The organism is Bacillus glycinifermentans (assembly GCF_001042475.2).
Classification (GTDB): domain Bacteria; phylum Bacillota; class Bacilli; order Bacillales; family Bacillaceae; genus Bacillus; species Bacillus glycinifermentans.
The window spans coordinates 1-16,040 of sequence record NZ_LECW02000023.1; the positions used below are offsets into that span (position 1 = coordinate 1).

The window sequence follows — 16,040 nt, forward strand, 5'->3', positions numbered from 1 at the left end:
AAAATTAGGGGGTTAACCCGCATTAAAGGCGGCCGGGTTAAGTATAAACAGAGTCGGCACAAGAACAAAACCATATACAAAAGAAGAGTTGATAGAGATTTTATGTCAAAAAGCAAACGAGCTCGGTCGCTCTCCTAAATTCTATGAAGTTATACAAAGGCATACTGTAATAAAATACTTTGGCAGTTTTAATGAAGGATTAATAGCGGCTGGGTTATCACCAAATAAAAAAACGAAGAGGTTAAAAGGCTAGAACCTGATCAGAGAGAGGGAGGAGAACAAAACATGAGAAATTAAAAGATCACCCTAATTCAATCTCATATGTTGGAGCGGGTAAAGGATATTTGTTAGGGTATCCTTATGTTTTAGACCGTTTTATAGAAAAGGAATTTAAGGTATTGCTGGAGCGTGTTTCTTATGAATAAGCAAATTTTCTTGGATTTTCGAAAGAGAGAGCTCACCAAAGAGGAAGTGGAAACACTAAATGATGAATTAAGTGACTATTTTCAACAAAGAGAAAAGCGTATCTATGCTTCCAAGAGAAAGAAGCTTTTAGAACAAGCGTCAAAAATCAGCTTTGTTCCGGGACATGAACCTAATCTTGACCAGATGGATAACGAACGTCTTGAAAACCTTATTAAACTCACAGAAACAACAAGTAAATAAGATGAGAAGAGGCGTACAAGCCACTGTAAACACCTAAAATTAACGAGGAGGTAAAGAAGAATGTTGAAGGTAGAGTATTGGAAGTCTTAGATAAATGTATAGAAAGATCTGAACGTTATTACAAAGATGCTATACAAACCTATTATGGACAGAGAAGACAAATCCTAACTAGATGCAGAGACTTATTCGTTGTGGCTGAACATCTTTTACAGAGATATTCAGCCTTTTACAGATTTTCCGAATGAGAAAGCCCATGCAGGGCGTAGCCCGTCTTTAGACATGGGATGATAGTGAGGGCAAATGCAGTGTACAGATAAATACCGAAGGTATGTTCTGTACATCAAGCATTTGAATGAGAACGCTTAGTCATTCAAGAATCCCACTGGCGTTAGCCAGCTTGCCTATTTATGGGTGGGAGTGTCAATATCTCATGTCCTTATCCTCATACTCGCCGCTTCAAGAGCTTTATCTATTGAACCGAAGCGGTTTATAATCGTCTGCCATTGACTAAATTCACGTTTTTTTGGTGTTCGGCCATGTTCTTTAACAAATGTTTGAAGAAGATCCAAAAGTTCATCATCAGTATAACCCCTTTTATGTACAACCTCTATTCCTGCGGCCTTTAAAGCGTTATTGAAGTTACCAAATCGTTTTATGATGGTTCCGGTTTGCTTTATCTCATCTTGTTTAGGCGGCCTACCTAATTCTTTTGCTGAAGCTTGTAGTATCTCCAATAAATCATCATTCGAATACATCGTTTTTTTCGAACAGCCGTTAATACCAGCTAATTTAAGAGCACCCTTAAAACTGCCAAAGCGTTTAACAATTAATCGTGACTTGGGAACTTCATTTTTTTTCGGCGGTCTGCCTAGTTCTCGATACTTGTCTTTAATAAGATCCAGCAAATCATCATCGGCATATTTTTCAGTAACACCAGCCGCTTCAAGAGCTTTTTTATAACTGCCAAACCTATAAATGAGGGTAGGTGCCAATTTCATTTCTTTTGCAGTTGGTGGTCTGCCTAGCTTTTTTGCTTCCTCTTGGATTATTGATACCAATTCACTGTCTGTATATCTTTGTTTTTTGATATTCATCACTTCCTAACAAAAAAAGATTAGTTTCCCCCTGCAATTGTTTTATATAATCATTATAATCGTATATCCTTCAATCCTTAAATGGATTCAGATCACGGACTCAAAAATTGAAAAAAGTGATATTTCTCTCTATATAGCTAAATGGAACGGATTTTTAATAACTGCAAAGGTCGATAAAAATGATAACTTGATATTGCCATATGGCATTATGACTCCTCAATCTGGTAAATTGAACGAAATTTCTTTGGGGCAATATCAACAGTTGATAAAAGTTTTGAGCGGCATTGCAGACTCAAATCTTTCGGAAGATGAACGAGAACATTTAGTTTTAAATGATTTGAATTTCAATAATGCTATGATAAATGGTGGAGATAATTCAACATCAAAAAATGGACTAGAATATGTTTTAACTGGCGAAGGCGAACCACAGCTTATATCAACTTTTCTGGTGAAAGAAAAAAATAAATAAACCTTTTAGGAGTATTGAAATGAAGAAAATTTTAACTGTTGCGGCTATATCTTTTTGCTTCTTATCAGCTTGTCAAGGGCAGTCTACAGATACAATAAAGACAGAGTCAGATAAACAAGGTCTTGTACAGGTAATGACTGATGTTGAAAAGGACAAATTAAATAGCGTTCTTCAAGATTTACATCAGAAAGGTGCAAAAATCATTGATATTAAATTATCAGACGCAAAAGATACAACAGGTTATGTTCGAACAGTTTATACAGTGATTTATGAGAAAAGATCTTAGGGTGATTTGATTTGGGAAAAGTTAATAAAAAAAGCGTAGCAATTTGGAACCTAGAAACGTTGTCAATTGTTTTGATTTTTGAATTAGTGGCTTCTTTTTGTTTTTATTTTTTTAATGAGTATGATTTTATTAAAAAGCTCTGCCTCCTTGTTATCATTGGCGGCCTCTTATATTTTTTATGGGATTGTGTTCAGAACTCCCTTCTTTACCGTTGGTACAAGTACACTCTCAATGATGATTCTTTGTTCATTAGAAAAGGTGGATTTTCTGTAAGTGAAACAATGATCCCTTTGAAACGAATCCAACATGTTCATGTTGAACAGACTTTTTTTTCAAGGTTGTTTAACCTTTATCAAGTCGGGATTTTTACAGCCGGTGACTCTCACTCAATAGGTTTTTTAGATAAAAAAGAAGCTTCTGAATTAAAAGAGGCTTTATTAGATTATTTAGTAAGCATAGGTGTAGATATAGATGAATAAGCGGCGGGATAATTTAATTGAATTTCTTTATCACACATACACTACGGTGAAAAATTTCTTTCTTCCCTTATTAGCATTTGCTGTCTCGATGATTGGAGAAAGAAATCAATACACTCCGTATGTGAAGACGGGCTTTTACATTCTTGTTGGTTTCATTATCATATTTTCATTTTTAAAATGGTACAACAAAACCTACGAAATCAATCAAGATGTCATAAAAATCTCGGAAGGTGTGTTTTCAAAAAGGTTTAGGGACGTTCCACTTAACCGGGTTAAATCCATTACCACTTCTGACTCGTTGTTAAAAAGAATCTTCTATATATCCAATCTTTCGCTTGAGCTAATAGGTGGTGGAGAGATCCGTTTTGTTTTAACCGATAAAGACATTTCGAATATTAAGAGGAACATCTTCAAGGATATAAAAGTTTCAACAATGACCAAACCTGCAAGACAATTTGGACTAAAAGAATATTTCTTGATGTCTTTCACCAATAGAGGGGCTTTTTTAGGGGCTTGCTCATTAGCACTTACTTTTTTTAGCTTCGCATTTCATCAGTACGGAAAATTCACTGGAGAGGAAACAGAACAGAGTGGCCTTGAATCAATTAATAGCTTATCAAAGCTGATAAGCGATCCCTCTGTAATAGGAACGTTACTCTTAATTCAAATCCTGTTTGTACTAACGGTTGCAATCATCGCCTATATATTGATGTATCCGTTGTTGTTCTTGACATACGGAAATTTTCATCTGAGTAGCAACGATAAAGGCATTCATGTTGAATATGGATTGCTCAATAAAAAGAAATTTCATATTCCTAAACAACAGATCAGATCTTTAAGAATTATTGAACCGATTGTTTTAAAATGGTTTGGTTATGCTCAAATAAAAGTCGATAATATAGGATTTGGAGGAAATCGATCTGCGGCCATAATGGTCAGTCCTATCATTCGTAAAGATAGGGTAGATACTCTGTTGAAAGAACATTTGCAACAGTTCCAGATACAGCCCCTTTGCTACAAGCCTGTTAAATCATCAGCAATCAATTATATGCTTTCTCGGACTTTAAAATTAAAGTATATTCTTGTTGTCATAGTACTGTCTCTTTTGTCGATGTATGCATTATATCTTACAGCTCTAATGCCCGTTTTATTGTTTCTAGGCTTTCTACGGTGGAAATACTCTGCGCTCAATTTTAACTCTGATTATTTGACCGTAAGATACGTTAAGGGGTTGAGTGTAGTTACCCTAATAACACATAAGAAATATGTTGAAACCACAACAACAGTGCAAACTCTTTTTATGAAGGGAAAACAAATGTCCCATTATGAAGTTGCGTTGTATTCAGAGCACCTTCATGAAATTTATAGTGTTAGATATTTGTCCGATAAAAAGAAAAAGGCATTTTTAAATTATGTGTTGCAAAACACTTTAAACGGGAAAAGAAGGAGATAATCAAATTGACTCGCCGCTATCCAGATGAAGAGTTGTTACAAATACTAAGAGATAAAAGAGATGAATTAGGAAGGGCACCTCTAGCATCTGAAGTCTCTCAACGTGTTACAATTCGTAATCGGTTTGGGAGCTGGAGAGATGCACTTATAAGAGCGGGGATTGATCCAACCAAGCCACCCAAAACAATATATTCGGATGAGGTATTGCTTGAAATACTAAGAGAAGAGTTTAAAAAGCGTGGGAGACCACCTAAATACTATGAGGTTAAGCAAGCCACGACAATGCAATTTCGGTTTGGGAGTTGGAATAAAGCTTTGGAAGCGGCAGGGTTAAAGGTTCATTATAGAAATGCTCGAAGAAGATAACGATTAATAGCCTCATCACTATTTGGGGCTATTTTTAAGTGTGAGGGTGTTTGAAGCGTCAAGGAAGAGAAATAGGTTTGAAGTATTCAGAGGCTCTTACAATTGATTCTAACGTGTATTTAAGTGCTGGGAAATTCAAACGAAGATTGATTTTAATCTTATTTCTTACTCTGTCTCACTATCAAAAGTATACTTGTTATTCTGAGACAATAAAGAATGTAATATGTGCGCTACCGCAATGTTATTTCTCAAAATTCAACTTCCCATAATGTATTTTATGTAAACTAGAAGAGCCCAAGTTTAAGTTTTGGTTGTATTGAAAATTTGCTATTACTTGAACTGTTTCTTGTTTTATAACCATGTTCTTCAGTCCTCCATTAAAAGTTTGATTATGCAATTGAATGCTGTATCTTTCCGACAAAAAAAGACTTATGTCGATAAAATGACATGATCCCCTTCCAGCAGGAAAATGAACAAAGAAAAAAGGAGTGTTCAATACACCCCTTCTCTTATTTTCTGCTTTATAGTTTTAACAGGATATATAAATGATACCACATTTATGAAAATTTTCGATGTATTCTACTGAATATTAAGCTTTTTGTTTTCTTCCTCTTTTATTTGGAGATAATCCAGCCACTTCCAAAGCTTTTCCATAACGACCGAAGTATTTCACAATGGAACTTTTCTGCTTAATCTCTTCCATCTTTGGAGTTCGTCCTAATTCTTTTGCCTTTTGTTGAAGAATCTCAATAAGGTCTTCTTTGGTATATACCATTTTGGAACGCTCTTTGTTAGGGAGTAACCCAGCCATTTTTAATGCGTTATTAAAGCTTCCAAAGTGTTTTACTATCGTTCTATATTGTTCGACATCCTGCTGTCGAGGAGCCCGCCCTAATTCAGCGGCTTTCTGTTTCAATATCTTTATGAGTTGTCCTTTGGTATATCTCAAATGAGTAGGGTTTAATCCGGCGGCTATAAGGGCTTTATTGTAGCTTCCGAAATACTTTGACATGGTCGTAGTTTGGTTAATTTCACGACTCCGAGGTGGCCTCCCTAACTCTTGTGCTTTTTTTTGAAGAGTCTTAATCAGATATTCTTTTGTATATCCCTTAACCATTTTATTCTCACCTTCTGTTGCTTAGGCAACTTCATTTGAAGCACCTCTTGGCACCTACAAAAAACTTCAATTTAAAGCGCCCGCTTCGGAGCGGGGAAAAAAGGATGATTTATTATACCTCTACAGATACCAATGATTTTGCGGTTTGAACAAGGGTGCTTATCCCTATGCCATCTATAAATTTAAAAGGTTTATCGTATTTTTTCGCAAATTCTTTGGCTTTTTCAGCTTTTATGTGTGAACAGCTAGTGACAATAGAGATTAATAGATCACAATTCTTCACCATGCTTTCAAGGCGATTGATTGTTTCACTACCATCGGCATGTATAAGTTCTCCCCCATTTCTTTGTATTGCATTCTGCAATTCTGCCGTCCTGCCTACGATTCTTCCTTTATCACCTACAAGCAACACTTTTTTTCCTAGCAATTCATTTGTTTCCGTGGTATCCGATTTAGGATTTTTTATTTTATAGTGAGAAGATTTCAAAGGTGGCGTACGTGGCCCTTCTGTAGGGAGCTGGTGCTTCCATATCACTCTGAACACATCTACATTGTCTTTGTAATAAGCAATATCAACAATTGAACCTTCCTCAAGATCTTCCTTAATTCTTGTCTCATCGCTGATACGAAAAGTATATGGAGCATCGTTATATTTAATGGATTTGAGTTCCCCATCCTCTAAGTATTCAGAAGCAACTAGCATTGAATCTCGCTTAGACAAAACACAAAAATTTAATTGAATCCTATTCGTTGGCCTTCGTTCTTTTGCTTTCTCAACTAACTCATAATGATACATTTTGTTTCCTAAAGAGACTGCTGAAATTAAATCGCCATCTTCAAAACCTAGTTGTCTTATAATTTTTTCTGGAACAAACACATCAATCTCTCTTATATACCCTCCTTTCAAATGCCTTTCAAATTCATAAGAATTTTTACTTCTTGCTTTTACATCCTCTAATGGAGTATCTTTCGAAGATTCCTCCAAGTGAGGTTCGAAATCATCATTAGATGAAACTTTTAATGTAGTTAAAATATTCAACCAACGAAAATATTTCAATACTTCAGCTTCAATTTCGTCTACATTGTCCGAGTTTAGCCTTTGAATAAGTCTTACCATCTGATCAATCGCATCCTGAACAATAGCGTTTTTGTTCATAAAATTCTCCTTTCCCTGTATTTAATATACAGACAAGAATCCCACTGGCGTTAGCCAGCTTGCCTATTTATGGGTGGGAGTGTCAAACTCCAACAAAAAAGGGCATACTATAGAACCCGAAAAATAGTTTCAATTTTGCTCAACAGCCCCTGCATAAATTGAGGATAGGAGTCCCCGTGTTGTGTTACTTGTTTTTCATTGTTCTTTAAATCATCTTTATTTTCATTTTCTAGAGAAGTTAAAAGCTTATTCTCCTTTAAATTATCAGTGATAGACTGAGCCAATTCTAAAAAGCGTTTTCTTTTTGTTTTAGGTATTGGCTTTTAAATTATTGAGAATTTCTTTTACTATAATTTGCGCTCCTTCATGACTTAACTCGATGCCTCCAGAAAGAATCATATTATGATCAGATACCTCCCCTGTCACCATACAACCACTATGTTTAAATTTCCGCAAAATAATGTTTTCACCTTCAACGAATATCTCTATAGAATCTTTTTCATTAATATTCATTGTCCTCCTTAACTCTTTAGGTACAACAATTCTCCCAAGCTCATCTACTTTTCGAACAATTCCGGTACTTCTCATCAAACATCCTCCCTTCAAATGTATACCACTTTTTTTTCGATTTGAACCCGGCTATAGGTTTTTGGTATTGTTTCGTGAACCTGATTAAATGCACAAAATTGTTGTCACTGGCCCACTGCTTTGCATATTTGCTAAAAAACAACAGGGTAATCAACAATATAGCATTTATTATTGAGAGAACCACTCAATTTACCTATCAAGGACTTATAATCTCCCTCAATTAAAGGTTCTAACCTTTCAGATTTGTTTCTTTTTAAAACAATGGAGTAGGTCTCCGTTTCCGATTTGGACTTTCTTAAGTAGAGTGTTCCTTCTTCTATGTCACACCCTAGAATTACTCCCTTATTTAATGCGCTTATAGCTCTCTTTTCGTGTAACAAATCGTTTTTAGTTTTGGTCATAGCTTGTCCTCCCAAAATATCAATTAATCTTCTTTTAAAATCGGTATAACTGTTGTATTTGAGCAAATGCTGAACCCACTTTTTCGGAGTAACAACATGGTGCTAACGAATGCCACTTATGTTATGAATATCGACTAATGTCGATATCGTAAACTTCCAACTCAATAATATGAATGTTTGTTGAATTACTTTCAAAAGAGTAAGCGTTTTTACATTGAACCAACACTCCAATCATTTCATTTGGTTTCATAGAGTTGAGGATGTTCTGAGCTTCAGCGTTTATGATTGGATCTCCAAAAAACAGCTTTGGGATATATCGCCCTTCAATATTGTCATGGAATTTCAATGTGGCAAATTTAATTATTCCACCCTCGACATCATTACTTCGGTTGTTTATTTGCCCTTGAACAAAAAAGTATTCAGGGAGTGTATCGTTTATTTGATAAGAATACATAAACGGATATCCTTTTTGAGAATATGAGATCTTTTCCCGAGCAAACACCCGATAAAGTTCTGTGATCATCCCTTTTTCCTTCGCTTCCTTTATATGATAGAAATATTCATCAACAGTTCGGATATAGAAGTTCTCCCTTTTTTTTGAACTGTATTTCGATTTTAGGCGGCTGATTGTGTTTGAGTATTGTTTAGGTTTTTTAGTTTCAGGAGCGGATGATGACTTAGATAGAGAAGTCTTTATTTGTAACGGCACTACTTTTGGTGCTTCCAACAGAGAGTGTTTCCCTTGTCTTCTTTCATAATTAAAACTTTTGTATTCATATCCATAGGTGCAGTTTTTATCATGTTGTTTATTCTTAACCCTCCAGTATCCCCTCTTATCAACTGTAAGTTGAACTCTACATTCATGACAATAGAAATCATACAAAGCTTTACATTGCATAATTTTTTTCTGCATTTCTGCTCTACTCATTTTTTTGTTTTCGTTTTCATCTAAATAATCCTTTGAGGTTCCTTTTGGAAGATATAATGCAAGATCAACGATTCTCCCCAATGCTGATCACTCCTTTGATGAATCTTTAGAATACTTACTTCAAGGTTGTCAATTCCAATTCTTTTGTTTTTGCAAAAAAGATTGTATAATTATTTTAATGTCACTATACATTCATTATTACGTATTGATTACCAAATGGGGTGTTGGATTATGACGAATCAAGATGAAAATAGCACTGAGCTGACAGAAGATAAAGCTCGTAAAATATATGAGGAATTCTTAAGAATAATAAACGAGATTGATGTCACTATTGATGAAGAGGGTATGTTAAATGAGCCAATCATTATGTCTCTTCGTGGTGAAAAATTGAAAGAAGTTTATAAAGTACTATTTAGAGATAAGTTTTTTATTGTCTCTCAACATATTCAGGAATTCCCTCGAAAATTCAGAGCAGACCGTTTATTAAAAGTAAGCGTTCATAAAGAACGGGAAATAAACGTAGATTAATGCTCCACTGACAGGGTGGAAAGCCTTTTCATCCTGTCATATAAAATTTGTGAGTCCCACTATATCGAATGGCATAGGTATTCACTCGTACAGTTTTACTATTATTAGTAAATTTTATCCAAGTGAATACTTTTTGTCAAATTATTTCCTGAATTTTCTGCCTCTCTTCACCTTGCTATCCCCTCTTCTCTTTCGAATTGTTTTTAAAACGCAAAAGAAGCCCATTAGAGAGCTTCTTTTTTTAATTGCTATAAAGAACCTTAGTTAACATTTAAAACCCTCACAATAGACTTTATTTGTTCACCAACGTAGATTAAAGTATCGATCTCCTGTACGCTCAACATCATACTCAAGGGAAGCTTCATCGTAACGGTTCTGAATTTCTGTTTTAATAGGGAGAAGATTCAATTCATTTAATGCCGGAATAATCGGAACCCCTTCTTCGATAACATATTTTGATTTCGGTTCCCCTAAATGGTATTGAACAGCTAAAATATTTTTTGAATCCCCTAAATACTTCCGTTTGATTATTTCCATTTCTTCATTACATTCATCCGTCCACACTAACACATCGTCAGGCTGAACCATTAATACATCATCTTCGTTGTCGATGTATACCGCTTCCAAGTTATTTCGGACAAAGTCTTTTCGAACTTCAAGATCTTTTTGGCTTGAAAACACAAACACTTTCATTTTAAATGGCTTTCTCGTGTACTCAATAATTGGCCGATCTAGTGGCAACCCGTTTTCAGTCTTTGCTCTGAACCGCTCTTCTAAACGTCTTCTCTGTGTACGGCTAGTAACGGATGACTTCTTTTTGTTGAGTACACTTGGCTTAATTATCATTTCATCAGGAATATCCTTTAAATTAAAAGCATACTGGCCTTCCAAATCTGCATCTGTTTTCTCATCGGACACGGATACACTTTCTTTACGAGGTTCATTATGTCCTCTCCTTGGTTTTAAAGCATTTTTCACTTGTATTACTGGCTCTCCGGTTAAATCATCCACTATACGGTCAAAATTCGTCCGATAAACTTTATTGCCAACCATGAATGTTTCTTCTTCCTTAAGCAAAAACTTGCTATAAATAAAGGCCATTGGAAGCCCTTGCTCAGCAAACAATCGAAATCCTTTTTCCTCTGAAGGCAAATTCTTCGGGATTGAATTATAGATTTCTTCAAAATGTCTCCATTGTTCCTCTGTAAACTCATGTTTTTGTGCTTGATTATACCTTTTTAATAAGTTAGAGACATCGTTTTCCTCAGCAAATTCAGGTTGGTTATTAAATAATTCAGATACCCCGATAGAAGAACTTTGGCCGTTTTCCTCTGGTTGTTGCTTTTGCGTGTTATTAGTTGTTTTGGGCGATTCATCATTTTCTGGTTTTAACAAATCATATAGGCTTACCTTTCCCATATCAATTCACTCCTTTAGTTATCATCATCTATTACTTCTATTTCAGCTTCTTGTAGCCACGGTGTTTGACGGTTTTCAATGTAGTGCTCATATTGAGTGAGCTCAGGTCTCTTCTCGTAAAATTGCTTCCCGTTTAGAATAATATTGGCCAGTGATATTGCATTGGCATAATCGATTCTTGTTCTCTCGTTTTGAAATAACTTGGGCTGTTCAGCAATTTTATGAACTAATGTATGGCAGTTACGACATAATAGAATCAGGTTTTCCTCAATGTCTTCGCCTTCTTGCCAAACTGGAGTCATATGGTGTACTTCATACAGAAAAGCCAAGTACTCCTCAGCACCATAACCAAGCCCACATGCCTGACAACACTTTTCATCTCTATCTTCAATGATCCTTCGAAGAGTGAATGGTAAAGGCTCTCTTTCACTTGTTGATTGTTGATTTGGAGTTAGGTCATAATCAGAAATATCTTCCTTTCCCTCTTCGTCCTGCTCCCGTTCTTTTTGTCTCTTACGCTCCATCTTTTTCCACGCCGCAGGGATTGTCATTTTCCCTTCGTCTACATCAGAAAAGAAAGGATCAGTATTATAAGATTGAATATCTTTCATCTTCATATAATCGCCTTCATTTAATCCCATTAAGACATCAAAGGTTGTCGGATGAAAATAAATCGAGTTCTCTTCAATGCGCCGCCCAACAGTCATTAATTCACTCAAAAAGTAATTCAGCCTCATTTGATTTGCTGTTAATCTATAATAATTCAACAGATCAGGTATAAGCGTGTGATCCACATTAGCCGGAATGGTATCTATCCCTTTGTTCCTAAATACTTCAATTCTTCGTATTCCGTCTACTAGCTCATATTCACCATTATCATTAACCAATACAAGAATTGGTTTCAAAAGACCTTGCATCTCTATACTCTTTCCCAAGCGAGAGAGGTTCTTGTAAAGTGACTGGTCTCGAATACTGTTTCTTATTATGATATCGTCTAAAGCTAGAGGTATAGTCTCTATCTTTCCTTCTCTTCTTGTAAGCCTTGGTTTACCATCTTCATAAAAATAATTCTCCTCTAGCTTCGGATCTGTAACTTTGTTTTGAAGAGATTCTAAGTATTCATTTTCTTCTAAATCATCAATGTCATCCTCTTGTACTACTGGATCCTTAAATTGATTTAAGGGGTTTTCATTATCATTAACAAATATTTTATTAATCGATTCCTGGATCAGGTGATCTTTTTCTAAAGGGGTAAGATCATTATCCTCTTCAAGTAAAACTACTTCCTCCAGCTCTTCCTCTGGTATATCAGCATCAATCTGCGGATCTTCTTCTGACATCCCAGCTTGATTTTCTGTTTTCTTTAGGTTGGAAGAAGCCCTAGTAAGCGCCTCTTCCAAATCACTTATATCTGTTGATTCAGTATCCCTCGTATCATCAGAATTTTGCTGTGGGTTTTGTTTCAAAAGCCTTTCCCTTTTTTGAGCCAGTCTTTCTAAATTCACCTTAGTCAATGTATTCTATCCTCCCCTCTAGATTTTCGATTGCTTATTATTCTTAATCACTTTATGGATTACTTTACTGTATAAATCACTTGTTACAAGGATGATTTCAGCACCTTTCATACGTGCTCTTTTACAATACCTTGCCTCGATAGCATCTTGAATATCTTCTTGAATAAATGGATATTTTGTGTTTAGAATATCCTTTTTCATGTAAAAAACCGTTTCACCATTGAGTGATGCACGTTTACCAACTGATCCTATTAGCCGAACTACCTTTTCTAAACGATTAAAATTTGGATCAATCAGCATGGATCGTTCATAGCTAGGGAGATCTTCAATTGTAGGCTTTTGTTGGCTTTCCACACGGTTTATTTCCTCAAGAACGGCAACGTTATCTTCCTCTGATATAGACAGAGAATTGGTTTTATCTATTTTCCGTTTTTCTGAACTGTAATAAGCATTAACACCTGAGAAAAGTTCATCTAAATCATTTGATGAATTTTCTGTGCTACGGGGTTGTATATCCTGATCCAAAGCGGCTGATTTTTCTAAAGAAATCCCCTCTGATGAGTCGTTTGACAACTCTTCTTCATAAGATTTTTGATTGAATGCCGGAACGAAAACCTTATTTTCGTGTTGAATCGTATTATCTTTGTTGTTCTTTTTATCCAAAAATACCTTTAACTCTTCTTCAGGAGAGTTTCCTTCCTCTTCATTCATTTGCCGCTCTAGATTAGCTAAAAATTGTGCAATCTCTTCGTTATCAGGTGTTTCATTCTGGTGTATCTCCTTCATAGCCTCTAAAATCTCTCGCTCAGTTGGCTCTTCGTTTCCAGTTTGATTACGAATATAAAATACTGCATTCCGTTTTAGTGACAACGCAAAAGGTGGTGTAAACCACATATTCCTTGAATGTGATAAGAATATTTCTTTCCTTCTTTCGTAGCGTACATCAAACTCTTTGAGTTCAGGATATGGAATAAGGTCTTCTTCTGTAACGGAGTATTGCCATCTAAGAGCTAATGTTTCAAAAATCAAATTAAGTTCAAAATCGTTGGTTACACCATTGGTAACGGTTTTAATGAATTCATGAGATGTCCTACCTTCTGAAAAAAACAGCGCTTCTCCTTTTCCGGATGGATATGTGGTTGCATTGTCTACATCCATTTTTTCAAAGTCTTTAACTTGCATTTTCATTAGCACATTAAATTTAGTATTTGCTTTCCAATCGTGTGGGAAGTATTTATCAGTAGTCCTTTGAGCAATAAACATAAACCTTCCCCCACCACTCCGAACAAGCGAAGTGAGCTTACCTATCAAGTCCTTAGTATCATCTGTTGTAAACTTATCGTAACCAAGTTCTTGTTTTTCATCTTCCGACATTTTCTTTAAAAGCTCTGGAACTTGGCCGATTTGCGACAAAAAGTTCGGAACCTCATCAATGATTATTAATACAGGCGGAAATTGTCTTCTTTGCTTTGGATTATCTTTCTCGGCTTCTAAAAAGTCTTTAATGTTGTCTACTCCCAACATATTCCCCATAAATGTAAGTCTTCTTTCAAACATTCTTTTAATTGATTCAAACAATGCGTGAAGTCTTAAAGGATCACTAGCATCGTCATAGGCAATACAATGTGGAAGATAAGAAAGTAACCGCATTAATTTTGTTCTTTTTGGATCGATCACAATAATTTGAAGGTCTCCGGGCGATGATTGCAACATCATCTGTTCTAATAACGAGACAACTGTCCATGTCTTCCCGGATCCTGTTGTACCGGAGATTAATCCCCCTACATTTTCGAAAAGATCACACAAGACAGCATTATCGCTATTACCATATCCAATTGCCATAGGAAATATTTTATATGTTGGATCTTTAAAGAAATAATAGTAAGTTGTTTTTTCTGGTGGTGTATGAGATTTTTTATGGCTCATTACATCCGCTATGCTAACAAAAACATTTTTTTCTTGCCTGATAAAGCGATAAACCATTCTTCCGTTATCTTTTTCTCTAGGAACAATCGAAACAGGTTCAATTTTATTTGCGGTATAATCAATAAATTGCTGAGATATTGTATTAAGTACATCCGGTCTTGAGAGATCTTTGTAATTCGCTTTATCAAATACATAAAACTCAATCTCATAAGCAACTTTCGAAGCTCTAATTGAGTAAACTTCAAATTTGTCACTGTTACCTATTTTACTTCCCTTAAGAGCGGAGTTAACGAACCCTCTAAATGTATAAAAGGCTAGATTTTTAAACTCGTTTGAATCGGGAGAGAGTTCTTTCATGTCAGCAAAATCAGGAGTCATTTTAAACAACAATTCCTTATTGCTTTCTAAAATCCCTACCCTGTCAGGCGGAACTGCCGCTTTACCAGTAGGGCTGTTTCTTGCTTCTTTAGCAAATTTCTCGACAAAACGAATACAATGCTCCCTCATTTTTTCATAAGAACCGGGGTAGTATGGAAAATCATCAATGCCTTCAAGCAACCGAGAATTATCATGCATTGTAATTAAGGACTCTTCTGAATGAACTTCTTGATATTGAGGCTCGTTATTAAAAGAAAGATCATCTTCCGAATCAGGTTCTATTTCATTTTCAATGTCCTTAGAGTTGTTATTCACTTTAGGATAATCAAAAAGGAAGTCGCCTGTAGTCTTATCGATCAAAGCTCCGCCATCAATGTTGCCATCTTTAACAAAGGGGCGGAAAACAGGGTTTTTCAACTCGGCCATCTGCACTTTTGTCTTAGATGATTTCCTTTTATAAACCAGTTGATTGATGAGCTCCGGCTTAAATATTGCCGCCAAACCGCTTGCTGTTGTTAACGCAGTGCCTAAATACCAAGTCGAATACGGTAGTAATACAGACCATCCCATACTTTGAAGAAAAATCCCTCCAACTAAGAGCGAAGCGGATAACCCAGTCAAAGTGAAGCCATATCTTTTTATTTCCTTGATAAGCTCCTCATCAGTACATTGCACTTTTTTCAACCTAATAATTTCATTTGCACGTTTAAATATACTAATTGAGTCAATTATTCCGTGAGCTACAGTTCTGCTGTTCCCCGATAGAGATTCAGCGTGCACCTGTAATGTTTCTACAAGTCCGCCGCTCTTGGGAGGTTCAGTTGGTTGGTTCGTGAGCTGAATGATTCCCTGACCGCCTTCAGTACTATCAAACCCCTGATTATCAAAACTCTGATCGAACCCAAAACTATCGTTTGACATATTCTGTTGATCAGGTTCCTCGAACCCCATTTCCTGCTGTTGGCGTTCCGCTTCCTTGATTTCATTGATCTGTTTTTGTGTCATCAGCTTTGGGAGTTTATACCGAAGTTTCTTTCTGAAAAATATATCCCACTCCTCTTTCTCTACAGAATCTAAAACAGTGGAATAATAATCGGTTTTCAAGTCTTTGAACATATCCTATACAGAAAATCCGATAATGACTTTCTGTACATGTCACCTCCATTCAAAATGTTAATGTGAAGTTTATTGAAATTGCTAACATTGCTTGAATTATCATATTTTTATTTTATCATTTATAACACTTTCTTTCCATTATAGAAAAAAACTCATT

17 protein-coding genes are annotated in these 16,040 nt (G+C 35.7%); 8 read left to right on the forward strand and 9 right to left on the reverse strand.

All coding sequences use genetic code 11. From position 1 onward, the window contains the following. The first annotated feature begins 43 nt into the window (after positions 1-43). Positions 44-253, forward strand: coding sequence for a homing endonuclease associated repeat-containing protein (locus tag AB447_RS27530; RefSeq protein ID WP_411801476.1), 210 nt, complete (start codon positions 44-46; stop codon positions 251-253). 164 nt (positions 254-417) lie between these two features. Continuing rightward, positions 418-666, forward strand: coding sequence for a hypothetical protein (locus tag AB447_RS14940; RefSeq protein WP_048353721.1), 249 nt, complete (start codon positions 418-420; stop codon positions 664-666). A gap of 428 nt (positions 667-1,094) precedes the next feature. Here the strand turns inward: AB447_RS14940 and AB447_RS14945 are convergent, their stop codons facing one another. Next, the gene (locus AB447_RS14945; protein WP_053075375.1) at positions 1,095-1,760 is read right to left on the reverse strand and encodes a homing endonuclease associated repeat-containing protein; all 666 of its coding nucleotides are present in this window, start codon (positions 1,758-1,760) and stop codon (positions 1,095-1,097) included. Between the two features lie 193 nt (positions 1,761-1,953). Between AB447_RS14945 and AB447_RS25880 the strand changes: the two genes are divergently transcribed. Genes AB447_RS25880 through AB447_RS14970 form a run of 5 tightly spaced genes read left to right on the forward strand, consistent with a single transcriptional unit; the run spans position 1,954 to position 4,812 of the window. Further along, entirely contained in the window at positions 1,954-2,229 is a 276-nt protein-coding gene (locus AB447_RS25880) for a hypothetical protein (RefSeq protein ID WP_156415987.1), read from the forward strand. A 19-nt stretch (positions 2,230-2,248) separates the two neighbouring features. Further along, the gene (locus AB447_RS14955; RefSeq protein ID WP_048353723.1) at positions 2,249-2,515 is read left to right on the forward strand and encodes a hypothetical protein; all 267 of its coding nucleotides are present in this window, start codon (positions 2,249-2,251) and stop codon (positions 2,513-2,515) included. 11 nt (positions 2,516-2,526) lie between these two features. Continuing rightward, positions 2,527-2,994 carry a PH domain-containing protein gene (locus AB447_RS14960; RefSeq protein ID WP_048353724.1) on the forward strand — a complete coding sequence of 156 codons (468 nt, stop codon included), beginning with the start codon at positions 2,527-2,529 and terminating at the stop codon, positions 2,992-2,994. Next, positions 2,987-4,447, forward strand: coding sequence for a PH domain-containing protein (locus AB447_RS14965; RefSeq protein WP_048353725.1), 1,461 nt, complete (start codon positions 2,987-2,989; stop codon positions 4,445-4,447). Before AB447_RS14960 ends, AB447_RS14965 begins: the two co-directional genes overlap by 8 nt. A 5-nt stretch (positions 4,448-4,452) precedes the next feature. Next, positions 4,453-4,812: a homing endonuclease associated repeat-containing protein gene (locus AB447_RS14970; protein WP_048353726.1), complete on the forward strand. Its 360-nt coding sequence runs from the start codon at positions 4,453-4,455 to the stop codon at positions 4,810-4,812. A gap of 589 nt (positions 4,813-5,401) precedes the next feature. Here AB447_RS14970 and AB447_RS14975 read toward each other — a convergent pair. The 5 genes from AB447_RS14975 to AB447_RS14995 form a co-directional block, all read right to left on the reverse strand. Then, positions 5,402-5,929 (reverse strand): homing endonuclease associated repeat-containing protein, encoded by a 528-nt coding sequence (locus tag AB447_RS14975; protein WP_048353728.1) that lies wholly within the window; start codon positions 5,927-5,929, stop codon positions 5,402-5,404. Positions 5,930-6,041: 112 nt separating this feature from the next. Next, positions 6,042-7,085, reverse strand: a complete 1,044-nt coding sequence (locus tag AB447_RS14980) for a DUF2325 domain-containing protein (RefSeq protein WP_057957626.1) — start codon at positions 7,083-7,085, stop codon at positions 6,042-6,044. 309 nt (positions 7,086-7,394) lie between these two features. Further along, positions 7,395-7,673 (reverse strand): AbrB/MazE/SpoVT family DNA-binding domain-containing protein, encoded by a 279-nt coding sequence (locus AB447_RS14985; RefSeq protein WP_048353730.1) that lies wholly within the window; start codon positions 7,671-7,673, stop codon positions 7,395-7,397. A gap of 131 nt (positions 7,674-7,804) precedes the next feature. Beyond that, on the reverse strand, positions 7,805-8,074 hold the full coding sequence (locus tag AB447_RS14990; protein WP_048353731.1) for a hypothetical protein: 270 nt from the start codon (positions 8,072-8,074) through the stop codon (positions 7,805-7,807). A 121-nt stretch (positions 8,075-8,195) separates the two neighbouring features. After that, positions 8,196-9,083 carry a hypothetical protein gene (locus AB447_RS14995; RefSeq protein WP_057957627.1) on the reverse strand — a complete coding sequence of 296 codons (888 nt, stop codon included), beginning with the start codon at positions 9,081-9,083 and terminating at the stop codon, positions 8,196-8,198. Positions 9,084-9,233: 150 nt separating this feature from the next. On the opposite strand from AB447_RS14995, the gene AB447_RS15000 reads away from it, so the two are divergent. Beyond that, a complete protein-coding gene (locus tag AB447_RS15000; RefSeq protein ID WP_048353733.1) occupies positions 9,234-9,530 on the forward strand; it encodes a hypothetical protein in 297 nt (98 codons plus the stop codon). Positions 9,531-9,830: 300 nt separating this feature from the next. Here the strand turns inward: AB447_RS15000 and AB447_RS15005 are convergent, their stop codons facing one another. The 3 genes from AB447_RS15005 to AB447_RS15015 are packed head-to-tail and all read right to left on the reverse strand — an operon-like array spanning position 9,831 to position 15,871. Further along, complete coding sequence (locus tag AB447_RS15005) at positions 9,831-10,949, reverse strand: hypothetical protein (RefSeq protein ID WP_048353734.1); 1,119 nt, start codon at positions 10,947-10,949, stop codon at positions 9,831-9,833. Positions 10,950-10,963: 14 nt separating this feature from the next. Next, positions 10,964-12,454 (reverse strand): HNH endonuclease, encoded by a 1,491-nt coding sequence (locus tag AB447_RS15010; RefSeq protein WP_224254564.1) that lies wholly within the window; start codon positions 12,452-12,454, stop codon positions 10,964-10,966. 27 nt (positions 12,455-12,481) lie between these two features. Then, positions 12,482-15,871 carry an FtsK/SpoIIIE domain-containing protein gene (locus AB447_RS15015; RefSeq protein ID WP_057957628.1) on the reverse strand — a complete coding sequence of 1,130 codons (3,390 nt, stop codon included), beginning with the start codon at positions 15,869-15,871 and terminating at the stop codon, positions 12,482-12,484. Between the last annotated feature and the right edge of the window lie 169 nt (positions 15,872-16,040).